The 25995-nt window shown below is 65.4% G+C and carries 25 protein-coding genes; 7 read left to right on the top strand and 18 right to left on the bottom strand.

All coding sequences use genetic code 11. The features are described 5' to 3' along the window. Window positions 1–54 precede the first annotated feature (54 nt). Window positions 55–1326, bottom strand: a complete 1272-nt coding sequence (locus tag J5M71_RS01295; protein ID WP_063911892.1) for an Hsp70 family protein — start codon at window positions 1324–1326, stop codon at window positions 55–57. Window positions 1327–1489: 163 nt separating this feature from the next. On the opposite strand from J5M71_RS01295, the gene cbpA reads away from it, so the two are divergent. Next, window positions 1490–2443: a curved DNA-binding protein gene (gene cbpA, locus J5M71_RS01300; RefSeq protein WP_025340804.1), complete on the top strand. Its 954-nt coding sequence runs from the start codon at window positions 1490–1492 to the stop codon at window positions 2441–2443. A gap of 2 nt (window positions 2444–2445) precedes the next feature. Further along, window positions 2446–2751, top strand: a complete 306-nt coding sequence (locus tag J5M71_RS01305) for a chaperone modulator CbpM (protein ID WP_063911891.1) — start codon at window positions 2446–2448, stop codon at window positions 2749–2751. Window positions 2752–2877: 126 nt separating this feature from the next. Here the strand turns inward: J5M71_RS01305 and J5M71_RS01310 are convergent, their stop codons facing one another. The 17 genes from J5M71_RS01310 to cbiE form a co-directional block, all read right to left on the bottom strand. Then, complete coding sequence (locus tag J5M71_RS01310; RefSeq protein WP_207828795.1) at window positions 2878–3393, bottom strand: GNAT family N-acetyltransferase; 516 nt, start codon at window positions 3391–3393, stop codon at window positions 2878–2880. A 31-nt stretch (window positions 3394–3424) separates the two neighbouring features. Beyond that, window positions 3425–4123: an urea ABC transporter ATP-binding subunit UrtE gene (gene urtE, locus J5M71_RS01315; protein ID WP_207828811.1), complete on the bottom strand. Its 699-nt coding sequence runs from the start codon at window positions 4121–4123 to the stop codon at window positions 3425–3427. A gap of 145 nt (window positions 4124–4268) precedes the next feature. After that, window positions 4269–5126, bottom strand: coding sequence for an urea ABC transporter ATP-binding protein UrtD (urtD, locus tag J5M71_RS01320; protein ID WP_207828813.1), 858 nt, complete (start codon window positions 5124–5126; stop codon window positions 4269–4271). Beyond that, a complete protein-coding gene (gene urtC, locus J5M71_RS01325) occupies window positions 5123–6202 on the bottom strand; it encodes an urea ABC transporter permease subunit UrtC (RefSeq protein ID WP_207828815.1) in 1080 nt (359 codons plus the stop codon). Before urtC ends, urtD begins: the two co-directional genes overlap by 4 nt. Beyond that, a complete protein-coding gene (urtB, locus tag J5M71_RS01330; RefSeq protein WP_207828817.1) occupies window positions 6202–7689 on the bottom strand; it encodes an urea ABC transporter permease subunit UrtB in 1488 nt (495 codons plus the stop codon). The genes urtC and urtB overlap by 1 nt, the downstream gene beginning before the upstream one ends. A gap of 140 nt (window positions 7690–7829) precedes the next feature. Further along, entirely contained in the window at window positions 7830–9095 is a 1266-nt protein-coding gene (gene urtA, locus J5M71_RS01335; RefSeq protein WP_207828820.1) for an urea ABC transporter substrate-binding protein, read from the bottom strand. Window positions 9096–9281: 186 nt separating this feature from the next. Then, on the bottom strand, window positions 9282–10688 hold the full coding sequence (cycA, locus tag J5M71_RS01340; protein ID WP_063911884.1) for a D-serine/D-alanine/glycine transporter: 1407 nt from the start codon (window positions 10686–10688) through the stop codon (window positions 9282–9284). A 237-nt stretch (window positions 10689–10925) separates the two neighbouring features. Then, window positions 10926–12293, bottom strand: coding sequence for a PepSY domain-containing protein (locus J5M71_RS01345; protein ID WP_207828822.1), 1368 nt, complete (start codon window positions 12291–12293; stop codon window positions 10926–10928). Between the two features lie 58 nt (window positions 12294–12351). Beyond that, entirely contained in the window at window positions 12352–14400 is a 2049-nt protein-coding gene (locus tag J5M71_RS01350) for a TonB-dependent copper receptor (protein ID WP_207828832.1), read from the bottom strand. A gap of 66 nt (window positions 14401–14466) precedes the next feature. Beyond that, a complete protein-coding gene (locus J5M71_RS01355; protein ID WP_207828835.1) occupies window positions 14467–14898 on the bottom strand; it encodes a DUF2946 domain-containing protein in 432 nt (143 codons plus the stop codon). Window positions 14899–14921: 23 nt separating this feature from the next. Continuing rightward, the gene (locus J5M71_RS01360) at window positions 14922–15407 is read right to left on the bottom strand and encodes a copper chaperone PCu(A)C (protein ID WP_207828845.1); all 486 of its coding nucleotides are present in this window, start codon (window positions 15405–15407) and stop codon (window positions 14922–14924) included. Between the two features lie 47 nt (window positions 15408–15454). Then, the gene (locus J5M71_RS01365) at window positions 15455–15844 is read right to left on the bottom strand and encodes a DUF2946 domain-containing protein (RefSeq protein WP_207828847.1); all 390 of its coding nucleotides are present in this window, start codon (window positions 15842–15844) and stop codon (window positions 15455–15457) included. Window positions 15845–15989: 145 nt separating this feature from the next. After that, window positions 15990–16844, bottom strand: a complete 855-nt coding sequence (locus J5M71_RS01370) for an SPFH domain-containing protein (protein WP_013974384.1) — start codon at window positions 16842–16844, stop codon at window positions 15990–15992. A 26-nt stretch (window positions 16845–16870) separates the two neighbouring features. After that, window positions 16871–17308: an NfeD family protein gene (locus J5M71_RS01375; protein ID WP_207828850.1), complete on the bottom strand. Its 438-nt coding sequence runs from the start codon at window positions 17306–17308 to the stop codon at window positions 16871–16873. A gap of 252 nt (window positions 17309–17560) precedes the next feature. Next, the gene (locus tag J5M71_RS01380; RefSeq protein WP_207828853.1) at window positions 17561–18286 is read right to left on the bottom strand and encodes a cobalt-precorrin-6A reductase; all 726 of its coding nucleotides are present in this window, start codon (window positions 18284–18286) and stop codon (window positions 17561–17563) included. Further along, complete coding sequence (locus J5M71_RS01385) at window positions 18283–19377, bottom strand: cobalt-precorrin-5B (C(1))-methyltransferase (RefSeq protein ID WP_207828868.1); 1095 nt, start codon at window positions 19375–19377, stop codon at window positions 18283–18285. The genes J5M71_RS01380 and J5M71_RS01385 overlap by 4 nt, the downstream gene beginning before the upstream one ends. Next, a complete protein-coding gene (gene cbiE, locus J5M71_RS01390) occupies window positions 19370–20581 on the bottom strand; it encodes a precorrin-6y C5,15-methyltransferase (decarboxylating) subunit CbiE (RefSeq protein WP_207828870.1) in 1212 nt (403 codons plus the stop codon). The genes J5M71_RS01385 and cbiE overlap by 8 nt, the downstream gene beginning before the upstream one ends. A 226-nt stretch (window positions 20582–20807) precedes the next feature. Between cbiE and cobG the strand changes: the two genes are divergently transcribed. The 5 genes from cobG to J5M71_RS01415 all read left to right on the top strand — a co-directional run bounded on the left by cobG (window position 20808) and on the right by J5M71_RS01415 (window position 25948). Beyond that, window positions 20808–22139: a precorrin-3B synthase gene (gene cobG, locus J5M71_RS01395; RefSeq protein ID WP_207828873.1), complete on the top strand. Its 1332-nt coding sequence runs from the start codon at window positions 20808–20810 to the stop codon at window positions 22137–22139. Then, the gene (locus J5M71_RS01400; RefSeq protein ID WP_207828879.1) at window positions 22132–22758 is read left to right on the top strand and encodes a precorrin-8X methylmutase; all 627 of its coding nucleotides are present in this window, start codon (window positions 22132–22134) and stop codon (window positions 22756–22758) included. The genes cobG and J5M71_RS01400 overlap by 8 nt, the downstream gene beginning before the upstream one ends. Continuing rightward, a complete protein-coding gene (locus tag J5M71_RS01405) occupies window positions 22755–23489 on the top strand; it encodes a precorrin-2 C(20)-methyltransferase (protein ID WP_207828881.1) in 735 nt (244 codons plus the stop codon). Before J5M71_RS01400 ends, J5M71_RS01405 begins: the two co-directional genes overlap by 4 nt. 2 nt (window positions 23490–23491) lie before the next feature. Further along, window positions 23492–25174: a precorrin-3B C(17)-methyltransferase gene (gene cobJ / locus J5M71_RS01410; RefSeq protein ID WP_207828967.1), complete on the top strand. Its 1683-nt coding sequence runs from the start codon at window positions 23492–23494 to the stop codon at window positions 25172–25174. A 93-nt stretch (window positions 25175–25267) separates the two neighbouring features. Continuing rightward, on the top strand, window positions 25268–25948 hold the full coding sequence (locus J5M71_RS01415; RefSeq protein WP_207828883.1) for a hypothetical protein: 681 nt from the start codon (window positions 25268–25270) through the stop codon (window positions 25946–25948). Window positions 25949–25995: the final 47 nt, after the last annotated feature.

Genomic DNA, 25995 nt, shown 5'->3' on the forward strand with positions numbered 1-25995 from the left:
CCCTGTGGGAGCGGGTTTACCCGCGAAGAGGCCGGTACAGGTAAAAGGGATGGCTCAGGCAGCGCCGTAACGCTTGCGTGCCTCGATGGCCAGCCCGCTGCCAATGCTGCCAAAGATATTGCCTTCCACATGCCGCGCATTCGGCAGCATCGCCGACACACTGTTGCGCAGCGCCGGGATCCCGCTGGAACCACCGGTGAAGAACACCGTATCGACCTGGGTCTCGCTCACACCAGCCTTGGCCAGCAATTCGCTCACGCTACCACGCACCCGCTCCAGCAACCCTTCGATAGCCCCCTCGAACAGCGCCCGGGACAGGTCCACGCCCAGCTCGCGCTCAATGCGGCCGAGGTCGACGTGGCGGCTCTGCTGCTCGGTCAGCTCGATCTTGCTGGCCTCCACTTCCATCGCCAACCAGTGCCCGGCACGCTCCTCGATCAGCTTGAACAGGCGGTCGATGCCCAGCGTGTCCTCGATGTCATAGCGCATGCTGCCCAGCGCCAGCTGCGACTTCTGCGAGTACAGGGCGTTGATGGTGTGCCAGGTGGCGAGGTTGAGGTGGTAGCTGGTCGGCATCAGCGCGCCGCTCTTCATGCGGCTGCCGTAGCCGAACAGCGGCATCACGCCCTGCAGGCTCAGCTGCTTGTCGAAGTCGGTACCGCCGATGTGCACGCCGCCGGTGGCGAGGATGTCGCTCTGGCGCTCGGCCACCAGGTGGCGCTCGGGCGACAGGCGGATCAGGGTGAAGTCCGAGGTACCACCGCCGATGTCGACGATCAGCACCAGCTCTTCGCGGCTGATGCCCGACTCGTAGTCGAACGCCGCGGCAATCGGCTCGTACTGGAACGACACGTCCTTGAAGCCGATCTTGCGCGCCACTTCGGCCAGGGTGTCTTCGGCCTCCTGGTCGGCAGCCGGGTCTTCGTCGACGAAGAACACCGGGCGACCCAGTACCACCTGGTCGAATTCGCGGCCGGCAGCGGCCTCGGCGCGCTTTTTCAGCTCGCCGATGAACATGCCCAGCAGGTCCTTGAACGGCAGGGCGCTGCCCAGCACGCTGGTGTCGTGCTTGATCAGCTTGGAACCCAGCAGGCTTTTCAGCGAGCGCATCAGGCGGCCTTCGTAGCCTTCCAGGTACTCGTGCAGCGCCAGGCGGCCATATACCGGGCGACGCTCCTCGATGTTGAAGAACACCACCGACGGCAGGGTGATCTTGCCGTCTTCCAGGGCGATCAGCGATTCGACACCCGGGCGGTGCCAGCCGACCGTGGAGTTGGAGGTGCCGAAGTCGATGCCCAGGGCGCGGGCCGGCGATACGTCAGACATGGGAAAAGGCTTCCGGAGGCAAAACGGCCGCGCAGTTTATGCCAGTTGGCTACAGAATCAAGACCAGTCGTCTGCCATGGCGCAAACCCAAGGCGGTCTTGAAAGGCTATGCTTGACCCCTATCTTCTTTTGCAACACGCACATTCACATTGGTGATCCATAGATGGACTTCAAAGACTATTACAAGATACTCGGCGTAGAGCCCACGGCGGATGACAAGGCGATCAAGGCCGCGTACCGCAAGCTGGCGCGCAAGTATCACCCCGACGTCAGCAAGGAGCGCGACGCCGAGGAAAAATTCAAGGAGGCCAACGAGGCCTACGAAGTGCTGGGCGACGCGCAGAAACGTGCCGAGTTCGACGAAATCCGCAAGTACGGTGGCCAGCATGGCCGGCCGTTCCAGGCACCACCGGGGTGGGAAAGCCGTGGCGGTGGCGGTGGCTTCGAGGGCGGTGATTTTTCCGACTTCTTCAGCTCGATCTTTGGTGGCCGAGGAGGCAACCCGTTCGGTGGCGCCCGGCAGCAGCAACGCAGCGCCGGCAGGCGAGGGCAGGACGTGGAGCTAGAACTGGCAGTGTTCCTTGAAGAGACCCTGAGCAAGGAGTCCAAGCAGATCAGCTTCCAGGTGCCGCAGACCAATGCCATGGGCCAGCGCACCGGGTTCACTACCAAGACCCTGAACGTGAAGATTCCGGCCGGGGTGACCGATGGCGAGCGCATCCGCCTCAAGGGCCAGGGCGCGCCGGGCAGCGGTGGCGGGGCCAATGGTGACCTGTTCCTGACCATTCGCATGGCACCGCACCCACTGTTCGATGTCGAAGGTCATGACCTGATCATCACCGTGCCGCTGGCACCGTGGGAGGCAGCACTGGGCGCCAAGGTGGCCGTGCCGACCCTGGACGGCAAGATCAACCTTACCATCCGCCCCGACAGCCAGAGCGGCCAGCGCCTGCGCGTACCGGGCAAGGGCCTGGCCAACAAGAGCGGCGAGCGCGGCAACCTTTACGCGCAATTGAAAGTGGTCATGCCGCCAGCATCCGACGAGTCTGCCCGCGAACTGTGGACCAAGCTTTCCGAGAAGGCTGCGTTCAACCCGAGGACACAATGGAGTAAGTGATCATGAGCAGCACCCTGATCGTTCAACTGGACATGCGTACCCTGTGTCAGGAGGCCGATATCACGGCTGACTGCGTGATCGAAATCGTCGAGCACGGCATTGTCGAACCTTCCGGGCGAACGCCGGAGGACTGGTTGTTCGACGATCAGGCGCCGTTACTGGCCAAACGCGCGGCGAAGCTGCATCAGGAGCTGGAACTGGAGTGGGAAGGGGTGGCGCTGGCGCTGGAGCTGCTGCAGGAAGTGCAGCAGTTGCGCAGTGAGAACAGCATGCTGAGGCAGCGGTTGGGCAGGTTTATCCAGATGTGAGTTTTGCAGGCCCGGCCTCTTCGCGGGTGAACCCGCTCCCACAGGAATCGCACGATCCCTGAGATGTGTGCAGTACCAGTGGGAGCGGGTTTACCCGCGAAGAGGCCAGTACAGGCAAAATCAAATTCAGCTTGGTTCAGCCCCCGGGTTCAGCACCAGCTGCATGAAGGTCAAGTCCAGCCACCGGCCAAACTTCACCCCCACCTGCGGCATCTGCCCGGTCACTACGAAGCCCAGGCGCTCGTGCAGGTGCACCGACGCTGCATTGCCGCTCTCGATGGCCGCCACCATCACATGCTTGCCACACTTGCGTGCACGCTCGACCAGCGCTGCCATCAGCAGCGGCCCCAGCCCCTTGCCACGCTGGTCGCCACGGATGTACACCGAGTGTTCAACGGTGTTGCGAAAGCCCTCGAATGGCCGCCAGTCGCCAAACGATGCATAGCCCAGCACACCGCTCCCATCCACCGCCACCAGGATCGGGTAGCCCTGCTGTGCGCGTGCGGCGAACCAGGCCAGGCGGTTGGCCAAATCCACCGGGGTTTCGTTCCAGATCGCCGTGGAGTTGCGCACCGCGTCGTTGTAGATGTCGAGGATGCCCGGCACGTCGGCAGGCAGGGCATCGCGGATTTCATGACTCATGACAGCGTCTCGCAGGGTCGTTGTTTGCAGATTAAATGGTTACCAGCCCACGCACACCCTCGGCTTGCATGTTTTCGCCACGGCCGCGCTGGATGATCTCGCCACGGGCCATCACCAGGTACTGGTCGGCCAGCTCCTCGGCGAAGTCGTAGAACTGCTCCACCAGCAGGATGGCCATGTCGCCACGCTCGGCCAGGCGACGGATGACTGCGCCGATCTCCTTGATCACCGAAGGCTGGATGCCCTCGGTGGGCTCGTCGAGGATCAGCAGGCGCGGTCGGCTGGCCAGGGCGCGGCCGATGGCCAGCTGTTGCTGCTGGCCGCCGGACAGGTCACCGCCACGGCGTTGCTTCATCTGTTCCAGCACGGGGAACAGTTCGTAGATGAAGGGCGGTACCTCCCGAGCTTCACGGGCGGGGAAGCGCGAAAGGCCCATCAGCAGGTTTTCCTCGACAGTGAGACGCGGGAAAATCTCGCGGCCCTGGGGCACGTAGGCGATGCCGGACTGGACCCGTTGCTGGGGCTTGAGGCTGGTGATCGGCTTGCCTTCCCATTCGATGCTGCCATCGCGGGCGGGTACCAGGCCCATCAGGCAGCGCAGCAGGGTGGTCTTGCCCACGCCGTTGCGGCCCAGCAGGCAGGTGACTTCGCCGACCTTGGCTTCGAAGGACAGGCCCCGGAGGATATGGCTACCGCCGTAGTACTGGTGCAGGGTGTCGATTTTCAGCATGTGTGGTTCCTGGGAAATCTGCTTTGCCTGTGCCGGCCCTTTCGCGGGTAAACCCGCTCCCACAAGGACCGCGCAGCTCTTCAGGCCTGTACCGTACCTGTGGGAGCGGGTTTACCCGCGAAGAGGCCGGCACAGGTATCCATGTCTAGCGGCCCAGATACACCTCGACCACCCGCTCATCCGCCTGCACCTGCTCCAGCGACCCTTCCGCCAGCACACTGCCCTGGTGCAGCACGGTCACATGGTCGGCAATGCTGCCGACAAACCCCATGTCATGCTCCACCACCATCAGCGAATGCTTGCCGGCCAGGCCCTTGAACAGTTCGGCGGTGAACTCGGTCTCGGCATCGGTCATGCCCGCCACCGGCTCGTCCAGCAACAGCAGTTGCGGCTCCTGCACCAGCAGCATGCCGATCTCCAGGAATTGCTTCTGTCCATGCGACAGCAAGCCTGCCTGGCGCTGGGCCAGCGGCAACAGGCGCAAGGTGCCCAGCACCTCGTCGATGCGCTGGCGCTGCTCACCACCCAGCCGCGCTGCCAGGCTGGCCCATACCGATTTGTCGGTCTTCAGTGCCAGCTCCAGGTTCTCGAACACCGTCAGCGCCTCGAACACCGTGGGCTTCTGGAACTTGCGGCCAATGCCGGCCTGGGCGATCTGGTATTCGCTCATGCGGGTCAGGTCGAGGGTGTCACCGAAATAGGCCGTGCCGCTGTCGGGCCGGGTCTTGCCGGTGATCACATCCATCATGGTGGTCTTGCCGGCCCCGTTTGGGCCGATGATGCAACGCAGCTCGCCCACGCCGATGTACAGGTTCAGCGCGTTCAGCGCCTTGAACCCATCGAAGCTGACGCTGATGTCTTCCAGGCTCAGCAGCGTGCCGTGGCGGGTGTCGAGGCCGGCCTTGCGGCTCTGGCCCAGGCCGATGGCGTCGCGGCCGGCGCCAAGGTTGTCGAACACCGGTTCGAGCATGAATTCAGGGTGTACCGCGGGCACGCCTCTCATGGCTGGCTCCTTTTCTTCAACAGACCGACCACGCCCTTGGGCAGGTACAGGGTGACGAGGATGAACAGCGCACCGAGGAAGAACAGCCAGAACTCCGGGAAGGCTACGGTGAACCAGCTCTTCATGCCATTGACCAGGCCGGCACCGAGCAGCGGGCCGATCAGCGTGCCGCGCCCGCCCAGGGCCACCCATACGGCGGCTTCGATGGAGTTGGTCGGCGACATTTCGCTGGGGTTGATGATGCCCACCTGCGGCACGTACAGCGCGCCGGCCAGGCCACACAGCACGGCGCTCAGCACCCACACCAGCAGCTTGAAACCGCGTGGGTCGTAGCCGCAGAACATCAGGCGGTTCTCGGCGTCGCGCACGGCGGTGAGCAGGCGGCCGAACTTGCTGCGGGTCAGGCGCCAGCACAGGTACAGGCTGGCCAGCAGCAGGGTCACGGTGAGCAGGAACAACACCGCCCGTGTACCCGGCGCGGCAATGTCGAAGCCAAGCAGAGTGCGGAAGCTGGTAAAGCCGTTATTGCCGCCAAAGCCGGTTTCGTTGCGAAAGAACAGCAGCATGCCGGCGAAGGTCAGCGCCTGGGTCATGATCGAGAAGTACACGCCCTTGATCCGCGAGCGGAAGGCGAACCAGCCGAACACCAGCGCCAGCAGCCCGGGCGCCAGCACCACCAGGCACAGGGCCCAGGCGAAATGCTGGGTGCCGGCCCAGTACCACGGCAGCTCGCTCCACGACAGGAAGGTCATGAACCCCGGCAGGCCGTCACCGGCGGCCTGGCGCATCAGGTACATGCCCATGGCGTAGCCACCGAGGGCGAAGAACAGCCCGTGGCCCAGCGACAGCAGCCCGGCGTAGCCCCAGACCAGGTCCAGGGCCAGGGCGACGATGGCGTAACAGAGGATCTTGCCGACCAGGGTCAGGGTGTAGGCCGACACGTGCAGGGCATGATCAGCCGGCAGCAGCGACAGCAGCGGCAGGGCCACCAGCAGCAGGACGACGACGGCGCCGATGGCCAGCGTCAGCCGTGGCCCGGCCTTTTGAGTAGCGGTGACAAGCAGTGGCTGGTTCATCAGTCGATTACCCGTCCCTTGAGGGCGAACAGGCCTTGCGGGCGCTTCTGGATGAACAGAATGATCAACGCAAGGATGAGGATCTTGCCGAGCACGGCGCCGATCTGCGGCTCCAGCAGCTTGTTGGCGATGCCAAGGCCGAAGGCGGCCCAGAGGCTGCCGGCCAACTGGCCGACGCCACCGAGCACCACCACCAGGAACGAGTCGATGATGTAGCTCTGGCCCAGGTCCGGGCCGACGTTGCCGACCTGGCTCAGGGCCACGCCGCCGAGCCCGGCGATGCCCGAGCCGAGGCCGAAGGCGAGCATGTCGACGCGCCCGGTGGATACGCCGCAGCAGGCGGCCATGTTGCGGTTCTGGGTGACAGCGCGCACGTTCAGGCCCAGCCGTGTACGGTTGAGCAGCAGCCAGGTAAGCAGTACCACGGCCAGGGCGAAGCCGATGATCACCAGGCGGTTGTATGGCAGTACCAGGTTGGGTAGCAGCTGGATGCCACCCGAAAGCCAGGCCGGGTTGCTGACTTCGACGTTCTGCGCGCCGAACAGCAGGCGAATGGCCTGGATCAGGATCAGGCTGATGCCCCAGGTCGCCAGCAAGGTTTCCAGTGGGCGGCCGTAGAGGTGGCGGATCACCGTGCGCTCCAGCGCCATGCCGACCCCGGCACTGACAGTGAAAGCGACTGGCAGGGCGATCAGCGGGTAGAACTCGATGGCGCCGGGGGCGTAGCGCTGCAGCAGTACCTGGACCATGTAGGTGCTGTAGGCGCCGAGCATCAGCATTTCGCCGTGGGCCATGTTGATCACCCCGAGCAGGCCGAAGGTGATGGCCAGGCCAAGGGCTGCCAGCAGCAGGATCGAACCCAGCGACAGGCCGCTGAAGGCCTGACCGAGCAGCTCGCCGACCAGCAGCTTGCGCTGGACCTGGGCCAGGCTGGTTGCTGCGGCGGTGCGCACGCCCGGGTCGGTTTCCGCGTTGGGTTGCAGCAGCGCTTCGAGGCGGGTGCGGGCCAGCGGGTCACCGGTTTCGCCGAGCAGGCGTACGGCGGCCAGGCGTACTGCCGGTTCGCTGGCACCCAGTTGCAGGTTGGCCAAGGCCAGGCCGAGGGCGGCGTGCACGGCGGCGTCCGGTTCGCTGGCGAAGCGCCGGTCGAGGAAGGCCATTTGCGCCGGTTGCGCGCTCTTCTGCAGCTGTTGGGCTGCGGCCAGGCGGATGTCGCTGTTGTCGCTGAGCAACTGGTGGCTGGCCAGGGCATTGTCGATCAGGCCGCGCAGGCGGTTGTTCAGGCGTACCTTGCGCGTGTCATCGACGGCGATGCGGCCCTGGCGCAGGTTGTCCAGCAGCGGCAGGCGTGCGGCATCGGGTTGCGCCGCCCAGCTTTCGAGCAGTTGGGCCTGCTCGGCGGGCTTGGCGGTGAGGAAGAATTCGCCCTCGCTGGCCTGGGTGGCCAGGGGGATCAGCAGAAGAAGGGTTAGCAGGAGTCTAAGCATGCGAGCAATCCTGGAATACAGCGGTGGATTCTTCGCGGGTAAACCCGCTCCCACAGGGATCGCACAGGTTTCTAACCTTGCATCGAACCTGTGGGAGCGGGTTTACCCGCGAATGGGCCGCAAGGCGGCCCCAACGGCTCTCAATTACCTTTCACGGCGTAATCAGGGCGCTTGTCGTTGCCCGGAATGAACGGGCTCCAAGGCTGCGCCCGCAGCGGTTGCTCGGTTTCCCAGACCACGCTGAACTGCCCGTCATCCTGGATCTCGCCGATCATCACCGGCTTGTGCAGGTGGTGGTTGGTCTTGTCCATGGTCAGGGTAAAGCCCGACGGTGCCTTGAAGGTCTGCCCGGCCAAGGCTTCGCGGACCTTGTCGACATCGGTGGACTTGGCCTTCTCGGCGGCCTGGGCCCACATGTGGATACCGACGTAGGTGGCTTCCATCGGGTCGTTGGTCACCGCCTTGTCGGCACCCGGCAGGCCTTTGGCCTTGGCGTAGGCCTTCCAGTCGGCGACGAATTTCTGGTTGACCGGGTTATCCACCGACTCGAAGTAGTTCCACGCCGCCAGGTGGCCCACCAGCGGCTTGGTGTCGATGCCGCGCAGTTCTTCTTCGCCCACCGAGAAGGCCACCACCGGCACGTCGGTGGCCTTCAGGCCCTGGTTGGCCAGCTCCTTGTAGAACGGCACGTTGGAGTCACCATTGACTGTGGAGATGACTGCGGTCTTGCCACCGGCGGAGAACTTCTTGATGTTGGCGACGATGGTCTGGTAGTCGCTGTGGCCGAACGGCGTGTACACCTCTTCGATGTCCTTGTCGGCCACGCCCTTGCTGTGCAGGAAGGCGCGCAGGATCTTGTTGGTGGTGCGCGGGTAGACGTAGTCGGTGCCCAGCAGGAAGAAGCGCTTGGCGCTGCCGCCGTCCTCGCTCATCAGGTACTCCACGGCCGGGATGGCCTGCTGGTTGGGCGCGGCGCCGGTGTAGAACACGTTCGGCGACATCTCTTCACCCTCGTACTGCACCGGGTAGAACAGCAGGCCGTTGAGCTCTTCGAACACTGGCAGCACCGACTTGCGCGACACCGAGGTCCAGCAGCCGAACACCACTGCCACTTTGTCCTGGGTCAGCAGCTGGCGGCTCTTTTCGGCGAACAGCGGCCAGTTGGAGGCCGGGTCTACCACCACCGGTTCGAGCAGCTTGCCATTGACGCCGCCCTTGGCGTTGATCTGCTCGATGGTCATCAGCGCCATGTCCTTGAGCGAAGTCTCGGAAATGGCCATGGTCCCCGACAGCGAATGCAGGATGCCGACCTTGATGGTCTCGGCGGCCTGGATGCTCCAGCTCAGGCCCATTGCGGCAATTGATGCGCTAAGGGTGAAGGCCTTGATCAGACTGCGTCGCTTCATGTGCTCTCTCCGCTGAGTTTTTATGTGTTGGGCAAGCGGGGAGGGGTGTTGCAAGGGGTGTGCCTAACGGCGGAAGGTGCGCAATAGAGGGGGTGTGCGAGGTGTTGGGGCGTCGGTTGGATCCAGTTTGGTGCCTGATGGATTTGTGTGCACAGGATTGGGGCTGCAAAGCAGCCCCCGAGGCCATCAGCCGTTACGCACAGCCGTGCGCGGATGGCGCTTGCTGCGCACCCCCTGATAGGTCACCGCCAGCAGCACAAACCAGATCGGCGTCACCAGCAATGCCGCGCGGGTATCTTCCTCCAGGCTCAGCAACACCAGGATGAAGGCAAAGAACACCAGGCACACGTAGCACATGAAGCGCCCGCCCGGCATCTTGAATTTCGACGCCTGGTGCAGCGCCGCTCGCTGCTTGCGGTACTGCAGGTACGACAGCAGGATCAGCGTCCAGACAAACATGAACAACACTGCCGAAACGGTGGTGATCAGGGTGAATGCCTCGACCACGTTCGGCACCAGGTAGATCATCACTGCACCCAGCAGCAGGCAGGTGCAGGAGAAGTACAGGCCATTGGCAGGCACCGAGCGGCCCGACAGCTTCTCGAACGCCTTGGGTGCGTCACCTTCCCGCGCCAGGCCGTACAGCATGCGGCTGGTGGAGAACACGCCGCCGTTGGCCGACGAGGCCGCCGAGGTCAGCACCACGAAGTTGATGATACTCGCTGCCGCCGGCAGGCCGGCCAGCACGAACAGCTCGATGAACGGGCTCTTGCCCGGTACCACGTCGCGCCAAGGTGTGACGGCCATGATTGCGATCAGTGCCAGTACGTAGAACATGATGATCCGCAACGGGATCGAGTTGATCGCCCGCGGCAGGGTGCGTTCCGGGTTCTTCGCTTCGGCGGCGGTGGTACCCACCAGCTCGATACCGACGAAGGCGAACACGGCGATCTGGAAACCGGCGAAGAAGCCCATCAGGCCATTGGGGAACATGCCACCGTCGTTCCACAGGTTGGCCAGCTGCGCGGTGCGCCCACTGGGCGAGGTAAAGCCGCTGATGACCATGTATGCGCCGGTAGCGACCAGACCGAGAATGGCGACGATCTTGACCAGGGCGAACCAGAACTCCAGTTCACCGAACATCTTCACGGTTACCAGGTTCAGTGACAGCAGCAGCGCCACGAAGGTCAGCGCCGGTATCCACTGCGGCAGCTCCGGGAACCAGAATTGCGTGTATGCCGCGATCGCGACCACGTCGGCGATGCCGGTGACCACCCAGCAGAACCAGTAGGTCCAGCCGGTGAAGTAGCCCGCCCAGGGGCCGAGCAGGTCGGCGGAGAAATCGATGAACGACTTGTAGTTGAGGTTGGACAGCAGCAGTTCGCCCATGGCGCGCATGACGAAGAACAGCATGAAGCCGATGATCATGTAGACGAAGATGATCGACGGCCCGGCCAGGCTGATGGTCTTGCCCGAGCCCATGAACAGGCCGGTACCGATCGCGCCGCCGATGGCGATCAGCTGGATGTGGCGGTTGGTCAGGTTGCGTTGCAGATGCTGTTCATCTGGCGCTGTGGGTGAGGTTTGCGTCATAGGCTGCATTCCGTTGAACGGTCGGTCGTCTTGTCAGAGGTAGCCGGCTAGGCTAACACGCGCGTTCCAGTTCGGGGCGCGACAGATCGACTCGACTTTTGGGTAGCAGTCTCATGCCTGTGCCGGCCTCTTCGCGGGTGAACCCGCTCCTACAGGGACCGCGCTGCCCTCAGGCCTGGCGCAGAACCTGTGGGAGCGGGTTTACCCGCGAAAGGGCCGGCACAGACAAAGCAAGGCTCAAGCGCTGGCCAGCACCCGGCCGCGCCTGACCACCAGGCTATCCACCAGCCACATCACCACCATGGACACCCCCACCAGCGGAAACATCAACCCCAGCACCAGCATCACCCCCACCGCCGCCTTCCAGCGCGGCAGGTCATGGCGCAGCGGCGGCACGCCCAGCCCGCCGGCCGGCCTGCGCTTCCACCACATCACCAGCCCGCTCACCGAGCCCAGCAGGATCATCAGGCACACCAGCAGGATGATGATCTGGTTGAACGCCCCGAACATCTTGCCTTCATGCAGCATCACGCCCAGCTCGGTGGCGCGGGCGACCGGGCTGTAGTCCTGCCAGCGCACATCGGCCAGGACCTTGCCGGTGTACTGGTCGACATGCAGGGTGGCGTCGTTGCGCGGGTCGTCGGCGAACACGGCAACGGTGAACACGCCATCGGCCGAGGTGGGCAGGGTGATGCTGTAGCCCGGTTCGACCTGGCGCGCGGTAGCGATGTCTTCGACCTGCTGCAGGCTTACCTGCGGCGCTGCCGGCGCGCTCGACATCATGTGGTGCCCGGCATGTTCGGCGTGTGCAGCGGACTGCGGCATCGGCGTGTTTTCCAACGCCCAGGGAACGGTCTGGCGGTGTGCGCTGTTGAGTTCACCCGCCTGCCGGTCCGACTTGGGCACGTCGTTCCACATGGCCGCCGGAAAGCGGTTCCACAAGTCGGCGTACTGCTTGCCCCACAGCCCGGTCCAGGTCATGCCGCTGACCAGCATCAGCAGCAACAAGGCCGAGCCCCAGAAACCGGTGACCGCATGCAGGTCGCGCCAGAACGGTCGGCCGCGTGCCGACAGCCGCGGCCACAGCACGCCAGCACCATTGCGCCCGCGTGGCCACCACAAGTAAAGCCCCGACACCACCAGCACGATGCCCCAGCCGGCGGCCAACTCCACCAGGCGGTCGCCGACCGTGCCGACCATCAGCTCGCCATGCAGGGCGCGGGCGATGGCCTGCAGGTTCTGCTTGCCATCCTGTTCGCCGAGGACTTTGCCGCTGTAGGGATCGACGAAGACGTTCAGTTCGCGCCCAGCGTCATGCACCACGAATTGCGCGCTGCGTTCGGCGTCCAGCGGCGGCAGGTACTGGCCAACGTGGCCCTTGGGGTAGGCCTTGCGCACCTCGGCCAGCAGCGCGTCCGCGCCCTGTCGGTGGTGGCCGGCTTCGACCACCATCAGCTCGCGATACAGCAGTGGGTCGAGTTGCGGCTTGAACAGGTAGATGATCCCGGTGATCGCCAGCAGGATCATGAACGGGGCCGCGAACAGCCCCGCATAGAAGTGCCAACGCCAGGCCAGGTTGTAGAAATTGATGCGTGTTCCTCTCATGGGAACCTCCTGTTTGACCAGCAGATGGGCGCGACCTGCGCCGCGCCCGTTGTTGTTGTCAGAAGCTGAAATCGACCTTGGTCCAGAAGGTCCTGCCTGGCTCGTTGACCGGCTGTGGATCGGTTGCCGGGTAGCCGAACCCGGCGTTCCCGGCCAGGTTCAAGTGCTCGGCGTAGGTCTTGTCGAACAGGTTGTCGACCCCCGCGCTGAGCTTGAGGTGGTTGCTCACCTTGTAGGCGCCATTGAGCGAGAACACGCCGAAGCCTGCGCTCTTGTCGTAGTCCTTGCCGACCACGTTGCCCTGTTTCTCGGCGATGCGGTTCTGTTCCGCCACCAGCCGCCACAGTGCGCCGACGCTCCACACATCACGGCTGTAGGTCAGGCCCAGGCGGCTTTCCAGGGGCGGCATTTGCGGCAGCGCTGTGCCATCGCTGCTGTTCTTGCCCCAGGCGTAGGCCAGCGTGGCGTCGGCCTTCCAGTTTTCCGTCAACTGGTAGGCCGCGCCCAGTTCGCCGCCCATGATGCGGGCGTCGATGTTACGGGCCCGGGAGCTCATCCCCAGGTAATCGAACAGGATGTAGTCGCGGATCTGCCCCACGTAGCCGGACGCCCAGGCTTCCATGCGTTCGTCGCGGTACTGGACACCGAAGTCGAGCTGGGTGGTCTTCTCCGGCTTGATGCTGTCGAAGGCATTGACCGAGCCCGAGGGGCCACCTGCGGAGAACAGCTCCCAGTAGTCAGGGAAGCGTTGCACATGACCGAGGCCGATGTAGGTGGTGGCCGGTAGCGCCGCCAGGTCGTGTTCGTAGCGCACGAAGCCGCTGGGCAGGGTATCGGCGCGGGTGTTGCCGTTGGTGGCGCTGGTCACGCGGAAGTCGCGGGCCGAGGCGCGGTCCAGGCGGGCACCGCTGATCAACCGGTCCTCACCGCTGACGTACCAGGTCAGTTCGCCGAAGGCACCGTAGTTGTGGAAGTCGGCGTCCTTGGTCCAGGCCTTGCCCTTGTGCGCGTCCACGCCCATGCCACTGCGCTTGCGATGTTCGTTGGTCTGCGCGTCAATGCCGCCGATCAGTTGCACGTCGGCCCAGCGCCAGGTGGCCTTGATGCGTGCGCCCATGGTGCGGCGGTCGACGTTGCTGACCATCGGCATGCCCATCATGCCGCTGCCCGAAGGCGTGCGCAGGCTGTAGTTGTCCATCACGTGGTCGGCGTAGTTGTAGTAGACCTGCGCCTCGACCTTGTCGAGCACCTCGCCGAGGTTGGACTTTTCAAACCGCAGGCCCAGGCTTTCGCGCTTGAACTGCGAGCCGTCCATGCCGCGCCCGGCATAGCGGGCCTCGCCATCGCCCTTGCCGGCGGTGAGTTCCAGCAAGGTGTCCTGGTCGGGCGTCCAGCCGAGGGCGACATCGCCGTTCCATTTGTCCCAGCGTGACGGCACGGTGTTGTCGCTGCCGTCATGGTAGTCGTCCGAGCGCGACTGGTTGCCGACGAAACGGGCGTAGCCCAGGTTGTTGCCGGCGGCGGCGTCCAGCACCTTGTCGAAGCGGCCGTTGGAACCGGCCAGCAGGCTGGCGTTGACCCGGCTGCCGAGGGTGCCGAACTTCTCCGGCTCGCGCTCGAAGAGGATGGTGCCTGCCGAACCGCCCGGGCCCCAGATCACGCTTTGCGGGCCTTTGATCACGGTCAGGCGGTCGTAGGTTTCCGGCGAAATATACGACGTGGGGGCATCCATGCGGTTGGGGCAGGCGCCCAGCATCAGGCCGCCATTGGTGAGGATGTTCAGGCGTGAGCCGAACATGCCGCGCAGTACCGGGTCGCCGTTGGTGCCGCCGGCGCGGATGGCCGAGAAGCCGGGGATGGTCTTCAGGTAGTCGGCGCCGTCGCTGGCCGGCACCGGCTGGCGCGGGTCTTTCGGGTTGGTGACCACGGTCAGCGGCGAGCTCGGGGCCACGGCGGTGATCACCGTCGGGCTCAGCTCGGGGGCGTCGTGTGCATGGCCTTCATGGCCAGGGTCGGCGGCCAGGGCCACGGGCGCGAGCAGCGAGCCGCACACGGCGGCAATGGTCCCACGCAGGGACAAGGCAAAAACAGGGGTGCAGCCGGACATAATGATTCCAGTCGATCAGTCATGAGTCAGCGCGAAGCCTCCTGGCTCCGTGCGCAAAATGTGGGTTCAGACGTTGATCGAGGAAGGTGGGGCGCGGCTGCGCGCGCCAGGGAATACAGCCTGCCGGGCATGGCCCTGGCGCGTGGGCGCAAACAGGTGGGTGGTGGGGACGACGCTGCCGGCGCTGAGCGGGCTGAGGGCCTGGGGCAGGGCCGGGCAGTTGAACAACAGGCTGCAGTAACCGCACTTTTCCCACATCACATGCAGCTGGCCATCGCCAGCCTGGCCGTGATGGATGTCGCCGCCATGCTGATGGGCAGTCGCCATCGGCATGTCCATCGGCATGCTCATGCCGGCGTGGTGGTCCATCGGCATCGACTGGGAAATCAGCGGGCCGATGAAGATCATCCACATGGCGAACAGGCTCAGCCATCCGCCACCGGCGCGCCTGCGGTCAGGGCGGGTGGTATGGCTGATGCTGTTGCGCGGCAGGCTCACGACGAGTGCCTTTCAGCAGGTGATCAGTGCGCGTGTTCGTGGGCTTGCGGCTGGTCCGTCGGCGCCTGCTTCTGCACGGCCACATCGACGGTGATATTGCCGGCCTTTTCGAAGTGCAGGGTCAACGGGAAACGCTTGCCGTCGCTGAGCAGGCTGCGGTCCTTGGGCTGCAACAGCATCACATGGTAGGCGCTGGGGGCGAAGATCAGGTTCTTGCCGGCGGGCACCACCACGCTGGGCACCTGCTGCATCTTCATGGCGCCGCTGGTGCTCATGGCATGCTCGTGCAGTTGTGCGTCATCGCTGATGGGGCTGTCGACGCTGAGCAGGCGGTCGTCGGCCTGGCCGTTGTTGTGCACCACGAAATACGCCGCGACGTTGGGCGCGTTGGGGGGCAACTGCAGTGACCAGGGGTGGGCGATGTGCAGGTCACCCACGCTGTATTCGTGGGCATTGGCAAAGGCGCCGGGCAGCAGCAGGGCGGCCAGGACGAGGGCGTGCTTGAGCATGGTGAATCTCCGTTTCTGTTCAGGTTCAGGCAGACAGCGTGATGAACTCAGGCCAGCGGAGAGGCACGGGGGTTGAGCGCCGGCCAGAGTTGGCGCGGCGTGGCGTGGTAGTCGGCAGGTGGCGGCAGCAGCCCGGCGAGCAGTAACGGCGGGTTGTGCAGCTGCGGCGGGTAGCCGGGCAGGGCCAGCAGCGGCGCGGCACCGGAGCAGCACCAGCAATTCATCATGCTGGCGCTGTCGTCGCTTTGCGTGCCGAGGTCGATCTTGGCCAGGGCCTGGACGTCGGCCTTGGCCTTGTTGGCCATGCTGGAACAGAAGGCCCCCCACAGCAGCTGCTCGGCCGGGCCCTTGGGCGCGGCAGAGGACAGCGGCATGGCCAGCAGGTTGAACAGCACTGCAAGGCAGGCTATCCAGGCAATGTGCCGACGTGGGGGCATGGAGAGATCCGGTCAGGAATCGTGGTGGGTATTGTAAGGCCGAGTATAGGTAAAAATGGCGGGGTGCGGTGAAGTGACGCAGGCCAGCAGTTGAAGCGGTGTCGCCTGCTTCGCGGGCGTGCCCGCGAAGTGGGCTGAATCAATCTCAAGCCTTGTTGCGGCCCATCAGCCCGCGCACGGTCTCCTGCAGGTCCGCCGGCAACACCACCACCTTGGCATTGCTGCTGCCCGCCAGGTTCTCCATCGCCCCCACATAACGCTCGCCCAGCAGGTACATCGCCGGCACGGTCTCGTTGCCGACCGCGTCCTTGACCAGCGAAATCGCCCGCGCCGAGGCTTCGGCCAGGCTGATCTGCGCCTCGGCATCCAGCCTGGCTGCCTGCAAGCGTGCTTCTGCCTCGAGAATCGCCGCCTGCTTCGCCCCTTCGGCACGGGTCACGTCGGCCTTGCGCTCGCGCTCGGCAGCCGCCTGGCGTTCCATGGCCAGTTGCATGTTCTCCGAGGGCTTGATGTCCTGGATTTCCACCGAGCGTACGGTCACGCCCCAGTCTTCGGTCTGCTCGGACATCGCCTCGCGCAGGCGCGCCTTGATCTGCTCGCGGCTGGACAGCGCTTCGTCCAGGTCCATGGCACCGACGATGGCGCGCAGCGAGGTCATGGTCAGGCTGGTGACGGCGAAGGAGAAGTCCTGTACGCCATAGGAGGCCTTCTGCGGGTCGACCACCTTGGCGAAGCACAGGGCGTTGGCGACGATCACCGCGTTGTCCCGGGTGATGATTTCCTGCTGCTGCACATCGAGGATGATGTCCTTGGTCGGCAGGCGGTAGGCAACCACGTCCATGTACGGGATGACGATGTTCAGGCCGGGCTTGAGCGTGCTCTGGTAGCGGCCCAGGCGTTCGACGACCCATTCCTCGCCCTGGGGCACGATGCGCACCCCCTTGAACACGGTGATCAGGACGAACAGGGCGATGGCGACGACGACGATGAGACTGGTCATGGTGCGAAATTCCTTTTAGTGCGGATTCAGGCCCGGATGACCCGGACGGTGTTCCCTTCGATGGCGGTCAGGCGCACCCGCTCGCCGGCCGCGATCTCGCTGTCGGCGATGCAGGTCCATTCTTCGTTGCCGAGGATCGGCTTCTGGAAGCGCACGCGGCCTTTCTGAAACTCCGAGACGCCAGCGGTCAGCAGCCCCACTTCGCCGATCACGCTCTCGGCGGTCCAGCGCACGTCGGGTTGCTTGCGCCGGAACAGCTTGAACCACAGCGCCGTGGTGACTGACGACAGCAGTACCCACAGCAGTACCTGCATATCCAGTTGCAGGCCGGGGGCGGCCAGCGAAATGAGCGACACCAGCACGGCACCGATGCCGAACCAGAGAATGAAGAACGTTGGCAGGACCAGTTCGAGCAGGGTCAGCGCGATACCGAACACCAGCCAGATCCACCATTGCATTTCCATATGGGTAGCGCCTTCCGGGGGGAGTGCCGAGTTTAAGGCAGCCGTGCGGCACCTGGCCACTTCATGGTCTGAAAGAAAAGTCCGAAATGGCTGTAAGAGCAACTGCCGTAGGCAAATGTATGAAAATTGCCGCGTCCCCTGTGGGAGCGGGTTCACCCGCGAACACCGGCGAAGCCGGTGCCATGCACCGCGTTGATTTCTTCGCGGGTAAACCCGCTCCCACAGGGATCTGCGGTGCGCTTACGGAATTTGTTATCCGCGCAGGCCGAGTGTCGCAGCCAGGTCGGTTAGCGAGTCGAACGCCCGGTCCACATCCGGCAAAGCCGGTCGCTTCAGGATCAGCACGGGTATCCCCAGCTCCCGCGCCACCTCCAGCTTCGGTTCGGTCGCCACGCTGCCGCTGTTCTTGCTGATCAGCACATCGATCCTGCGGCGCTGGAACAACGCGCGTTCATCTTCAATATGGAACGGCCCGCGCGCGCCAATCACTTCACAGCGGTCATTGCCAGGGCACGCCTCCAGCGCACGCAAGGTCCAGAACTGCTCCGGCGGTATCTCCTCCAGATGTTGCAGTGGCTCACGCCCCAGCGTGAACAATGGCCTGCGAAACGGCTTGAGCGCCTCGATCAACCCTGCCCAGTCCTCGACCTCGCGCCAGTCGTCCCCCGCTTGTGCCTGCCAGGCCGGGCGGCGCAAGGCCCAGCATGGAATGCCGGCCATGCGTGCGGCGCTGGCGGCATTGCGGCTGATCTGTGCGGCATAGGGATGGGTGGCATCGATCAGCAACGTGATACCCGCCTCGTGCAGGTAGTTGGCCAGGCCCTCGGCGCCGCCAAAGCCACCGACCCGAACCTGGCATTGCAGGTCCTGCGGCACCCGGCCGATGCCCGCCAGGCTGTAGATGTGCTGTGGGCCCAGGCGGCGAGCGATGGCCAGGGCTTCAGTGACGCCGCCCAGCAGCAGGATGCGCCCGTTCATTGCACACCCGCCCGGCCGACGATGCCACCCTGGCGGTCGATGGCGAACACCTCCACCTGCACCTGCGCCGGCACCACGCTGCGGGCGAAGGCCAGGGCGTGGGCGCACACCGCGTCACCCAGGGGGATGCCGGCTGCATGGGCCAGGGCCAGGGCCTGCTGGCTGGTGTTGGCAGTAATGATCGCGGCCTGCAGCGCCTCGTCGGCGCCGATGTCCGCAGCCCAGCCGGCCAGTTGCGGCAAGTCGATGCTGGAGTGACGGCTGTGCAGGTCCATGTGCCCGGCGGCCAGCTTGCTGATCTTGCCGAAGCCGCCGCACAGGGTCAGGCGTGGCACCGGCACCTTGCGCAGGTGCTTGAGCACCGCACCGACGAAGTCGCCCATTTCGATCAGGGCGATTTCCGGCAGGCCGTAGACCCGGCGCATGGTGTCTTCGCTGGCGTTGCCGGTGCACGCGGCGATATGCGTGTAGCCGTTGGTGTGGGCGACGTCGATGCCCTGGTGGATCGAGGCGATGTAGGCCGCGCAGGAGAACGGCCGCACGATGCCACTGGTACCGAGGATCGACAGCCCGCCCAGGATGCCCAGGCGCGGGTTCATGGTCTTCAAGGCCAGTTGCTCGCCGCCCTGTACATTGACCGTGACCTCGAAGCCGCCGAGGTAGCTGCATTCGTCCGCCAGGCGTTGCAGGTGTTCGCGGATCATGCGCCGTGGCACCGGGTTGATGGCCGGCTCACCCACCGCCAGCACCAGCCCCGGGCGGGTCACGGTGCCGACGCCGGCGCCGGCGACAAAGTGAATGCCCGGTTCGGCCAGCAGGCGCACCTGGCTATAGAGCAGGGCGCCGTGGGTCACGTCCGGGTCGTCGCCGGCATCCTTGAGCGTGCCCGCTTCGGCGCCTTCGCTGGTGAGGCGGCAGAACTCCAGGCGCATTTGCACCACCTTGCCCTTGGGCAGGGTGATGCTGACGGCGTCGCTGCTCTCGCCGCCCAGCAGCAAGCGTGCTGCCGCCAGGCTGGTGGCGGTGGCGCAGCTGCCGGTGGTCAGGCCGCTGCGCAGGGGGGCGGGTTGTTCGCGGGTTTCTTCACGCATCGGCGGGTTTCACCACGTCCAGCAAGGTGATTGGCAGCGCCTGGCGCCAAGTGTCGAAGGCGCCCAATGGCTGGGCATGGGCGATGTGGATGCGGGTCAGCTCACCGCCGTGGTGTTCACGGAAATGCGCCAGGGCCAGTTCGCTTTGCAGGGTCACGGCGTTGGCTACCAGCCGGCCGCCGGGGCGCAGGTTTGCCCAGCACAGGTCGAGCACGCCTTCGCGGGTGACGCCGCCACCGATGAAGATCGCATCCGGTTGCTCCAGGCCTTCCAGCGCCGCCGGTGCCTTGCCGCGGACCAGCTGCAGGCCGGGTACACCCAGCGCATCGCGGTTGTGTTCGATGAAACCCTGGCGGCCTTCGTCGGCCTCGATGGCCAGGGCGCGGCAGGCCGGGTGGGCGCGCATCCATTCGATGCCGATCGAGCCGCAGCCGGCGCCCACGTCCCACAGTAGCTCGCCGGGCTGTGGTGCCAGGCGCGCCAGGGTGATGGCGCGGACATCGCGTTTGGTCAGCTGGCCGTCATGCCGGAAAGCGCTGTCCGGCAACCCGGCCAGCCGGTGCAGGCGCGGGGCGTCGGCACCGGCCAGGCACTCGATGGCTACCAGGTTGAGCGCGGCGACGTCGTTGTGCGGCCAGTCCTGGGCAGTGCCGGCCAAATCACGTTCGTCGACGCCACCCAAGTGTTCGAAGACCCGCAGGCGACTTGGCCCGAAGCCCCGCTCGCGCAGCAGCGTGGCAATTGCTGCCGGGCTATCGCCGTCGTTGCTCAGCACCAGCAGGCGCACGCCGCTGTGCAGATGGGCATTGAGCGCTGCAAGGGGCCGAGCGACCAGCGATACCACCTGCACGTCGTGCAGCGGCCAGCCCAGGCGGGCAGCGGCCAGGGCGCAGGAGGAGGGCATCGACAACACGCGCATTTCAGCGGCGGGCAACTGCCGCGCCAGGCTGGCGCCGACGCCGTAGAACATCGGGTCGCCGCTGGCCAGCACGCACACCGGCTCGCCGCGCAGGGCCAGCACCGGGGCCAGCGAGAACGGGCTTGGCCAGCCCAGCCGCTCGCCGGCCACGCAGCGTGGCAGCAAGGCCAGCTGGCGCGGGCTGCCGAAGATCCGCGCAGCGCCCAGCAGCGCGCGCCGGGCCTGTTTGCCCAGGCCGCTGAAGCCGTCTTCGCCGATACCTACTACTGTCAGCCAGGGTGCCATGGATACCTCTTCAGACCCTGGGGCTGCTGTGCAGCCCATCGCGACACAAGGCCGCTCCCACAGGGTGTGGTGATCCCTGTGGGAGCGGCCTTGTGTCGCGATGGGGTGCGCAGCGCCCCCAAAATTTCTGCTCAAACCCGAATGATGCTCGACCACCGGCTTTTCATGCCGCCGGACAAAGCAGGCATAATACCGCGCCTTCTACACTCAAGCGCATTTTCACAGATTGCCGGACGCCCCTTTGACCCAGGCCCATGCCCCCCATGTATCGCCCCGTCCCTCGGCCTGCCCGGGGTTGTGGCGCATCGTCGGTGCCCGTGATGGCGGTATCTGCCGCATCAAGCTGCCGGGTGGCCTGCTGCTGGCCGACCAGGCCGATGCGGTGGCGGCGGCGGCCGAGCGTTTCGCCGGTGGCGTGATCGAGGCCACCAACCGCGGCAACCTGCAGATTCGCGGCATCGGTAGCGAGCATCGCGGCCTGGTCGAGACGCTGCTCGCTGCCGGCCTGGGCCCGCGTGATGCCGCCGGTGACGATGTGCGCAACCTGATGCTCAGCCCGCTGGCCGGGCATGACCCGGCGATGCTGCTGGACGCCCGTCCGCTGGCCGGGCAGATCCTCGATCTGCTGGAAGGCACCCCGCGTTTTCACCAGTTGTCGGCCAAGTTCGCCGTGCAGCTGGATGCCGGCGAAAACCTGGCCATGCTCGAACACCCCCATGATCTGTGGCTGTCGGCCCTGCGCCTGGAGCAGCGGACCTGGCTGGCGTTTGGCCTGGCGGGTTGCCCGGCAGACGGCCAGGTACTCGGTGCGGTGCCGGCGGAACAAGGCCTGGCACTGGTGCGTGCGGTGCTTGAGCGCTTCCTCGACCTGGCCACCCCGGCACAGTCGCGCATGCGCCAGTTGCTCGAGGTGTGCTCGACAACCGATTTCATCGACGGGCTCGGCCTGGCTATCCGCCGCGATCCCGCCGTGCTCGCATGGCGCCGTGAACCGCGCAGCGTCTCGTGGCTGGGCGTGCTGCCCCAGGCGCAAGGGCTGGCCTTGGGCGTTGCCCCGCCGCAGGGTCGCCTGACCCCGGCCATGCTGCGCGGCGCCGCGCATATTGCCCGTGAACGGGGCGATGGCAGCCTGCGCCTGAGCCCCTGGCAAAGCCTGGTGCTGACCAACCTGCAAGCGCAGCACGTCGACCACGCCCAGGCCGAGTTGTCCACGCTGGGCCTGCTCTGCCACGACCATGAGCCACTGGCGCGCATCAGCGCCTGCACCGGCGCCAGCGGTTGTGCCAAGGCCCTGGGCGAGACCAAGGCCGATGCCGTCACCCTCGCGGCGCTGCTCGGCCCAGGCGTGCCCGGCAGCGTGCACTTGTCCGGTTGCCCCCGATCCTGTGCCGTGGCCCATGTGGCCCCGGCCACCCTGCTGGCCCGCGCGCCGGGCCGTTACGACCTGTACCTGCGTGATGCGCGCCAGCCGGGCTTCGGTGCCCTGCGCGCCACCGACCTTACCTTGAATGAAGCAGGCGCCATGCTCGACCTGCCGACGGAGCACCTTGATGATTGACTACATCCGCGATGGTCAGGAGATCTATCGCAACTCCTTCCGGATCATCCGCGAGGAAGCCCGACTCGAGCGGATCCCCGCAGACCTCGAAAAGCTCGCCGTGCGCGTGATTCACGCCTGTGGCATGGTCGACGCCATCGATGGCCTGCAGTTCTCCGAAGGTGCCGGCCGGGCCGGGCGCCAGGCGCTGCTGAACGGCGCGCCGATCCTGTGCGATGCGCACATGGTCGCCGAAGGCATCACCCGTGCCCGCCTGCCCGCCGACAACAAGGTCATCTGCACCCTGCGCGACCCGAGCGTACCGGGCCTGGCCAAAGACGCAGGCAACACCCGTTCCGCCGTGGCCCTGGAGCTGTGGCGGCCGTATCTGGAAGGCAGTGTGGTGGTGATCGGCAACGCCCCTACCGCGCTGTTCTACCTGCTGGAAATGCTCGACGCCGGCGCCCCGAAACCGGCACTGATCCTCGGCTTCCCGGTCGGTTTCGTCGGTGCCGCCGAGTCCAAGGCGATGCTCGCCGCCGACAGCCGTGGCGTGCCGTTCGTGATCATGCAGGGCCGCCTTGGCGGCAGTGCGATGGCCGCCGCCGCGGTCAACGCCCTGGCCACGGAGGTGGAATGATGGCGCCGCGTGGACGTCTGCTGGGCCTGGGCGTGGGCCCTGGCGACCCTGAACTGATTACCCTCAAGGCCCTGCGTCTGCTACGTGAAGCGCCGGTGGTCGGCTACTTCGTGGCCAAGGGCAAGCGTGGCAATGCCTTCGGCATCATCGAGGCGCACCTGCAGCCCGAGCAGACCTTGCTGCCGCTGGTCTACCCGGTAACCACCGAAGCGCTGCCAGCGCCGCTGTCCTATGAACAGGTGATCAGCGACTTCTACGACGAGGCCAGCATGCAGGTGGCCGAGCATCTGGATGCCGGCCGCGACGTGGCGGTGATCTGCGAAGGCGACCCGTTCTTCTACGGCTCCTACATGTACCTGCACGATCGCCTGGCGCAGCGCTACGAGGCCGAAGTAATCCCCGGCGTCTGCTCGATGCTCGGTGGCGCCTCGGTACTGGGCGCGCCGCTGGTGTACCGCAACCAGAGCCTGTCGGTGCTGTCTGGCGTGTTGCCGGCCGCAGAGCTCAAGCGTCGCCTGGCCGACGCCGATGCGGCAGTGATCATGAAGCTTGGCCGCAACTTCCCCAAGGTGCGCGAAGTGCTGGCCGAACTGGGCCTGGACGGGCGCGCGCTGTATGTGGAGCGGGCGACCATGGCCAACCAGAAAATCGTGCCGCTGGACCAGGTCGACCCGCAGTCGTCGCCGTACTTCTCGCTGATCATCGTGCCGGGTGAAAAATGGCAGGGCTGAACATGCACCGGGCGCCGGCGATCGTCATCCTTGGCCAGGGCAGCCTGACCACGGCGCAGCGTATCCAGCAGTGTTATCCACAGGCATCGATCCATGGCCTGGAAGGCCGGGTCGAGGGTGCCGACCTTTATTACACCGCGTTCGGCGATACCCTGCGTGGGCTGTACCAGCAGGACACGCCTATCATCGCCCTGTGCGCCGCGGGTATCGTCATCCGCAGCCTGGCCAGCCTGCTCAGCGAGAAAGGTGTCGAGCCACCGGTACTGGCCGTGGCCGAAGACGGCAGTGCCGTAGTGCCGCTGCTCGGTGGCCTTGGCGGTGTGAACGTGATGGCGCGCGAAATCGCCGAGGCATTGGGCGTTGCTGCGGCCATCACCACCAGTGGCGAATTGCGTTTCGGCACCTGCCTGCTGAACCCGCCGCAGGGCTATGCCCTGGCGGATATCGAGCAAGGCAAGCGCTTCGTCTCCGACCTGCTGGCTGGCGAGACGGTGCGCATCGAAGGTGACGCGCCGTGGCTGCAGCAGGCGCAATTGCCTGCCAGTGAGGCGGCCCGGCGTACCATCCATGTGGGGCACCAGGCGCGTCCGGCCAGCCGTGACGAGCTGCTGATCCACCCACGTTCGGTGGTAGTGGGTGTTGCGGGTGGTAGTCTGGCCAGTATTCGTGCGGCATTGCAGCAGGCCGGCATCGCCGAGCCGGCAGTGGCCTGCCTGCTGGCCGACGAGCAAGCCATGGCCGATAGCGCCCTGCACGAAGCGGCACAGGCCCTGGGTGTTGCCTTGCGCTTTGCCGCCAAGGCGCATGATGTGGCCGGTATGGTTGCTGCGGCATTGCCCGCTGCGCAACTGATCGAGGTGGCAGACGTGGTCATCGCGGTGGCGCCTGCCCCGGTCGAGGTGGCGCAGGTTGGCCGTCGTCGCGGTCGCCTGGCGGTCATCGGCCTGGGACCGGGTGCTGCCGAACTGATGGTGCCGGCGGTCAAGGCTGAACTGGCGCGGGCCGAAGATGTGCTCGGTTACGAAACCTACGTGCGCATGGCCGGCCCGTTCCGTGACGACCAGGTGCTGCACTGCACCGACAACCGTGAAGAGATGCAGCGTGCCCGGCATGCCTTCGAACTGGCGGCCCAGGGCCGTTCGGTGGTGGTGGTGTCGTCGGGCGACCCGGGTGTGTTCGCCATGGCGGCTGCGGTACTTGAAGCGCTGCACGAGTCCAATGACGCGGCCTGGCACCGGGTGGATCTCGAGATCCTGCCGGGGGTGTCGGCCTCGCTCGCAACCGCCGCCCAGGCGGGCGCGCCGCTGGGGCATGACTTCTGCGTGATGTCGCTGTCGGACAACCTCAAACCCTGGTCGATCATTGAAAAGCGCCTGGACCTGGCGGCCCAGGCCGACCTGGTGCTGGCGTTCTACAACCCGATTTCCAAATCCAGGCCGCATCAGCTCGGCGTGGCGCTGGAAGTGGTGCGTCGGCACCGTGACGGGAACACGCCTGTAGTCCTTGGCCGCGATATCGGTAGGCCGGGGCAGACGCTGAAGGTCGTCACTTTGGCCGAGCTGCTGCCGGAAATGGTCGACATGCGCACCATGGTCTTGGTGGGCTCCTCTACAACCTGCGTGTTTCCTCGCCTGTCGGGCGGGCTGTGGGCCTACACCCCGCGTTGGTACCCGTCGGCCAACTAGTTGCACCGGAAACCCTTCAGCGCGCTGCATCGTGGGCGCGCTGGCTAAGGTGGTTGCCCCTGACTCGGGGGGCAACCATCTAGGAGTTTCCACATGTCCGAAGAAACACAAGTCACTACCACCGACGCGGCCATCCTGGTCGAAGGCAACCTGCTGGCCTGCGGCGCAGGCATGTCTTCGCAAAGCCGGCATGACGTAAAGAACGCCTTCCACTTCGCCACTTTGGTGGCTGACAAATCCTTCGATGCCGAAAAGCAGAGCAGGGAGTGGTACGAGCGGTTCATCGATGTCATGCGTGATCTTGGCTTTACCATCCCCAAGCGTAGTTTCGAACTGGAAACCTCGGCGGAACTGTCTGTCACCGTGGGCGCTGTCGCTATACGGGCGATCGGTGTGGTGGGGAATGCAATGTTGGGTGGTACCAAGTTGGGTGAGCTGGCCAAGATGGCCTTCGACAAACTGACCACCGTCGAAAACGACGCCAAGGTGCTCGACCACAAACGCAAGAACCAGGCCAGGGGCATGGTCGGGATGGCGGCCTGCATCGAAACCGATAACAACGATGTGGTCATGGTGGTGAGCTGCATCCAGGCGTCTGCCCCGCAGCTGGATGATGACATCCTGGGTATCCAGTGGAAGCTGGACAAGACCCACTACTACGCCGGCACGGCTGTGCTAACCCTCAACACCTTCGTCTACGAAAAAATCCGCGAAACCGTGGAAAACAAACTCGGCGTGCGCAGTGTCGAGAACATTCTCCAGTACGACATCTGATTGCAGGGCGGCGTTGCAACGCCGCCTTGTTCGGCTATTTGTGACGA

The sequence above is a fragment of the Pseudomonas sp. 43(2021) genome (assembly GCF_017490805.1).
Lineage (GTDB): Bacteria > Pseudomonadota > Gammaproteobacteria > Pseudomonadales > Pseudomonadaceae > Aquipseudomonas.

Excerpts from the sequence above, each read along its gene's own strand:
- J5M71_RS01295 (WP_063911892.1), bottom strand. The coding sequence starts at position 1,326 with ATGTCTGACGTATCGCCGGCCCGCGCCCTGGGCATCGACTTCGGCACC.
- J5M71_RS01305 (WP_063911891.1), top strand. The coding sequence starts at position 2,446 with ATGAGCAGCACCCTGATCGTTCAACTGGACATGCGTACCCTGTGTCAG.
- urtD (WP_207828813.1), bottom strand. The coding sequence starts at position 5,126 with ATGAGAGGCGTGCCCGCGGTACACCCTGAATTCATGCTCGAACCGGTG.
- J5M71_RS01345 (WP_207828822.1), bottom strand. The coding sequence starts at position 12,293 with ATGAGAGGAACACGCATCAATTTCTACAACCTGGCCTGGCGTTGGCAC.
- urtA (WP_207828820.1), bottom strand. The coding sequence starts at position 9,095 with ATGAAGCGACGCAGTCTGATCAAGGCCTTCACCCTTAGCGCATCAATT.
- J5M71_RS01415 (WP_207828883.1), top strand. The coding sequence starts at position 25,268 with ATGTCCGAAGAAACACAAGTCACTACCACCGACGCGGCCATCCTGGTC.
- cobJ (WP_207828967.1), top strand. The coding sequence starts at position 23,492 with ATGCACCGGGCGCCGGCGATCGTCATCCTTGGCCAGGGCAGCCTGACC.
- J5M71_RS01400 (WP_207828879.1), top strand. The coding sequence starts at position 22,132 with ATGATTGACTACATCCGCGATGGTCAGGAGATCTATCGCAACTCCTTC.
- J5M71_RS01365 (WP_207828847.1), bottom strand. The coding sequence starts at position 15,844 with ATGCCCCCACGTCGGCACATTGCCTGGATAGCCTGCCTTGCAGTGCTG.
- J5M71_RS01350 (WP_207828832.1), bottom strand. The coding sequence starts at position 14,400 with ATGTCCGGCTGCACCCCTGTTTTTGCCTTGTCCCTGCGTGGGACCATT.
- J5M71_RS01375 (WP_207828850.1), bottom strand. The coding sequence starts at position 17,308 with ATGGAAATGCAATGGTGGATCTGGCTGGTGTTCGGTATCGCGCTGACC.
- J5M71_RS01370 (WP_013974384.1), bottom strand. The coding sequence starts at position 16,844 with ATGACCAGTCTCATCGTCGTCGTCGCCATCGCCCTGTTCGTCCTGATC.
- cbiE (WP_207828870.1), bottom strand. The coding sequence starts at position 20,581 with ATGGCACCCTGGCTGACAGTAGTAGGTATCGGCGAAGACGGCTTCAGC.
- cycA (WP_063911884.1), bottom strand. The coding sequence starts at position 10,688 with ATGACGCAAACCTCACCCACAGCGCCAGATGAACAGCATCTGCAACGC.
- J5M71_RS01310 (WP_207828795.1), bottom strand. The coding sequence starts at position 3,393 with ATGAGTCATGAAATCCGCGATGCCCTGCCTGCCGACGTGCCGGGCATC.
- J5M71_RS01385 (WP_207828868.1), bottom strand. The coding sequence starts at position 19,377 with ATGCGTGAAGAAACCCGCGAACAACCCGCCCCCCTGCGCAGCGGCCTG.
- J5M71_RS01380 (WP_207828853.1), bottom strand. The coding sequence starts at position 18,286 with ATGAACGGGCGCATCCTGCTGCTGGGCGGCGTCACTGAAGCCCTGGCC.
- J5M71_RS01405 (WP_207828881.1), top strand. The coding sequence starts at position 22,755 with ATGATGGCGCCGCGTGGACGTCTGCTGGGCCTGGGCGTGGGCCCTGGC.
- J5M71_RS01360 (WP_207828845.1), bottom strand. The coding sequence starts at position 15,407 with ATGCTCAAGCACGCCCTCGTCCTGGCCGCCCTGCTGCTGCCCGGCGCC.
- urtE (WP_207828811.1), bottom strand. The coding sequence starts at position 4,123 with ATGCTGAAAATCGACACCCTGCACCAGTACTACGGCGGTAGCCATATC.
- urtC (WP_207828815.1), bottom strand. The coding sequence starts at position 6,202 with ATGAACCAGCCACTGCTTGTCACCGCTACTCAAAAGGCCGGGCCACGG.
- cbpA (WP_025340804.1), top strand. The coding sequence starts at position 1,490 with ATGGACTTCAAAGACTATTACAAGATACTCGGCGTAGAGCCCACGGCG.
- urtB (WP_207828817.1), bottom strand. The coding sequence starts at position 7,689 with ATGCTTAGACTCCTGCTAACCCTTCTTCTGCTGATCCCCCTGGCCACC.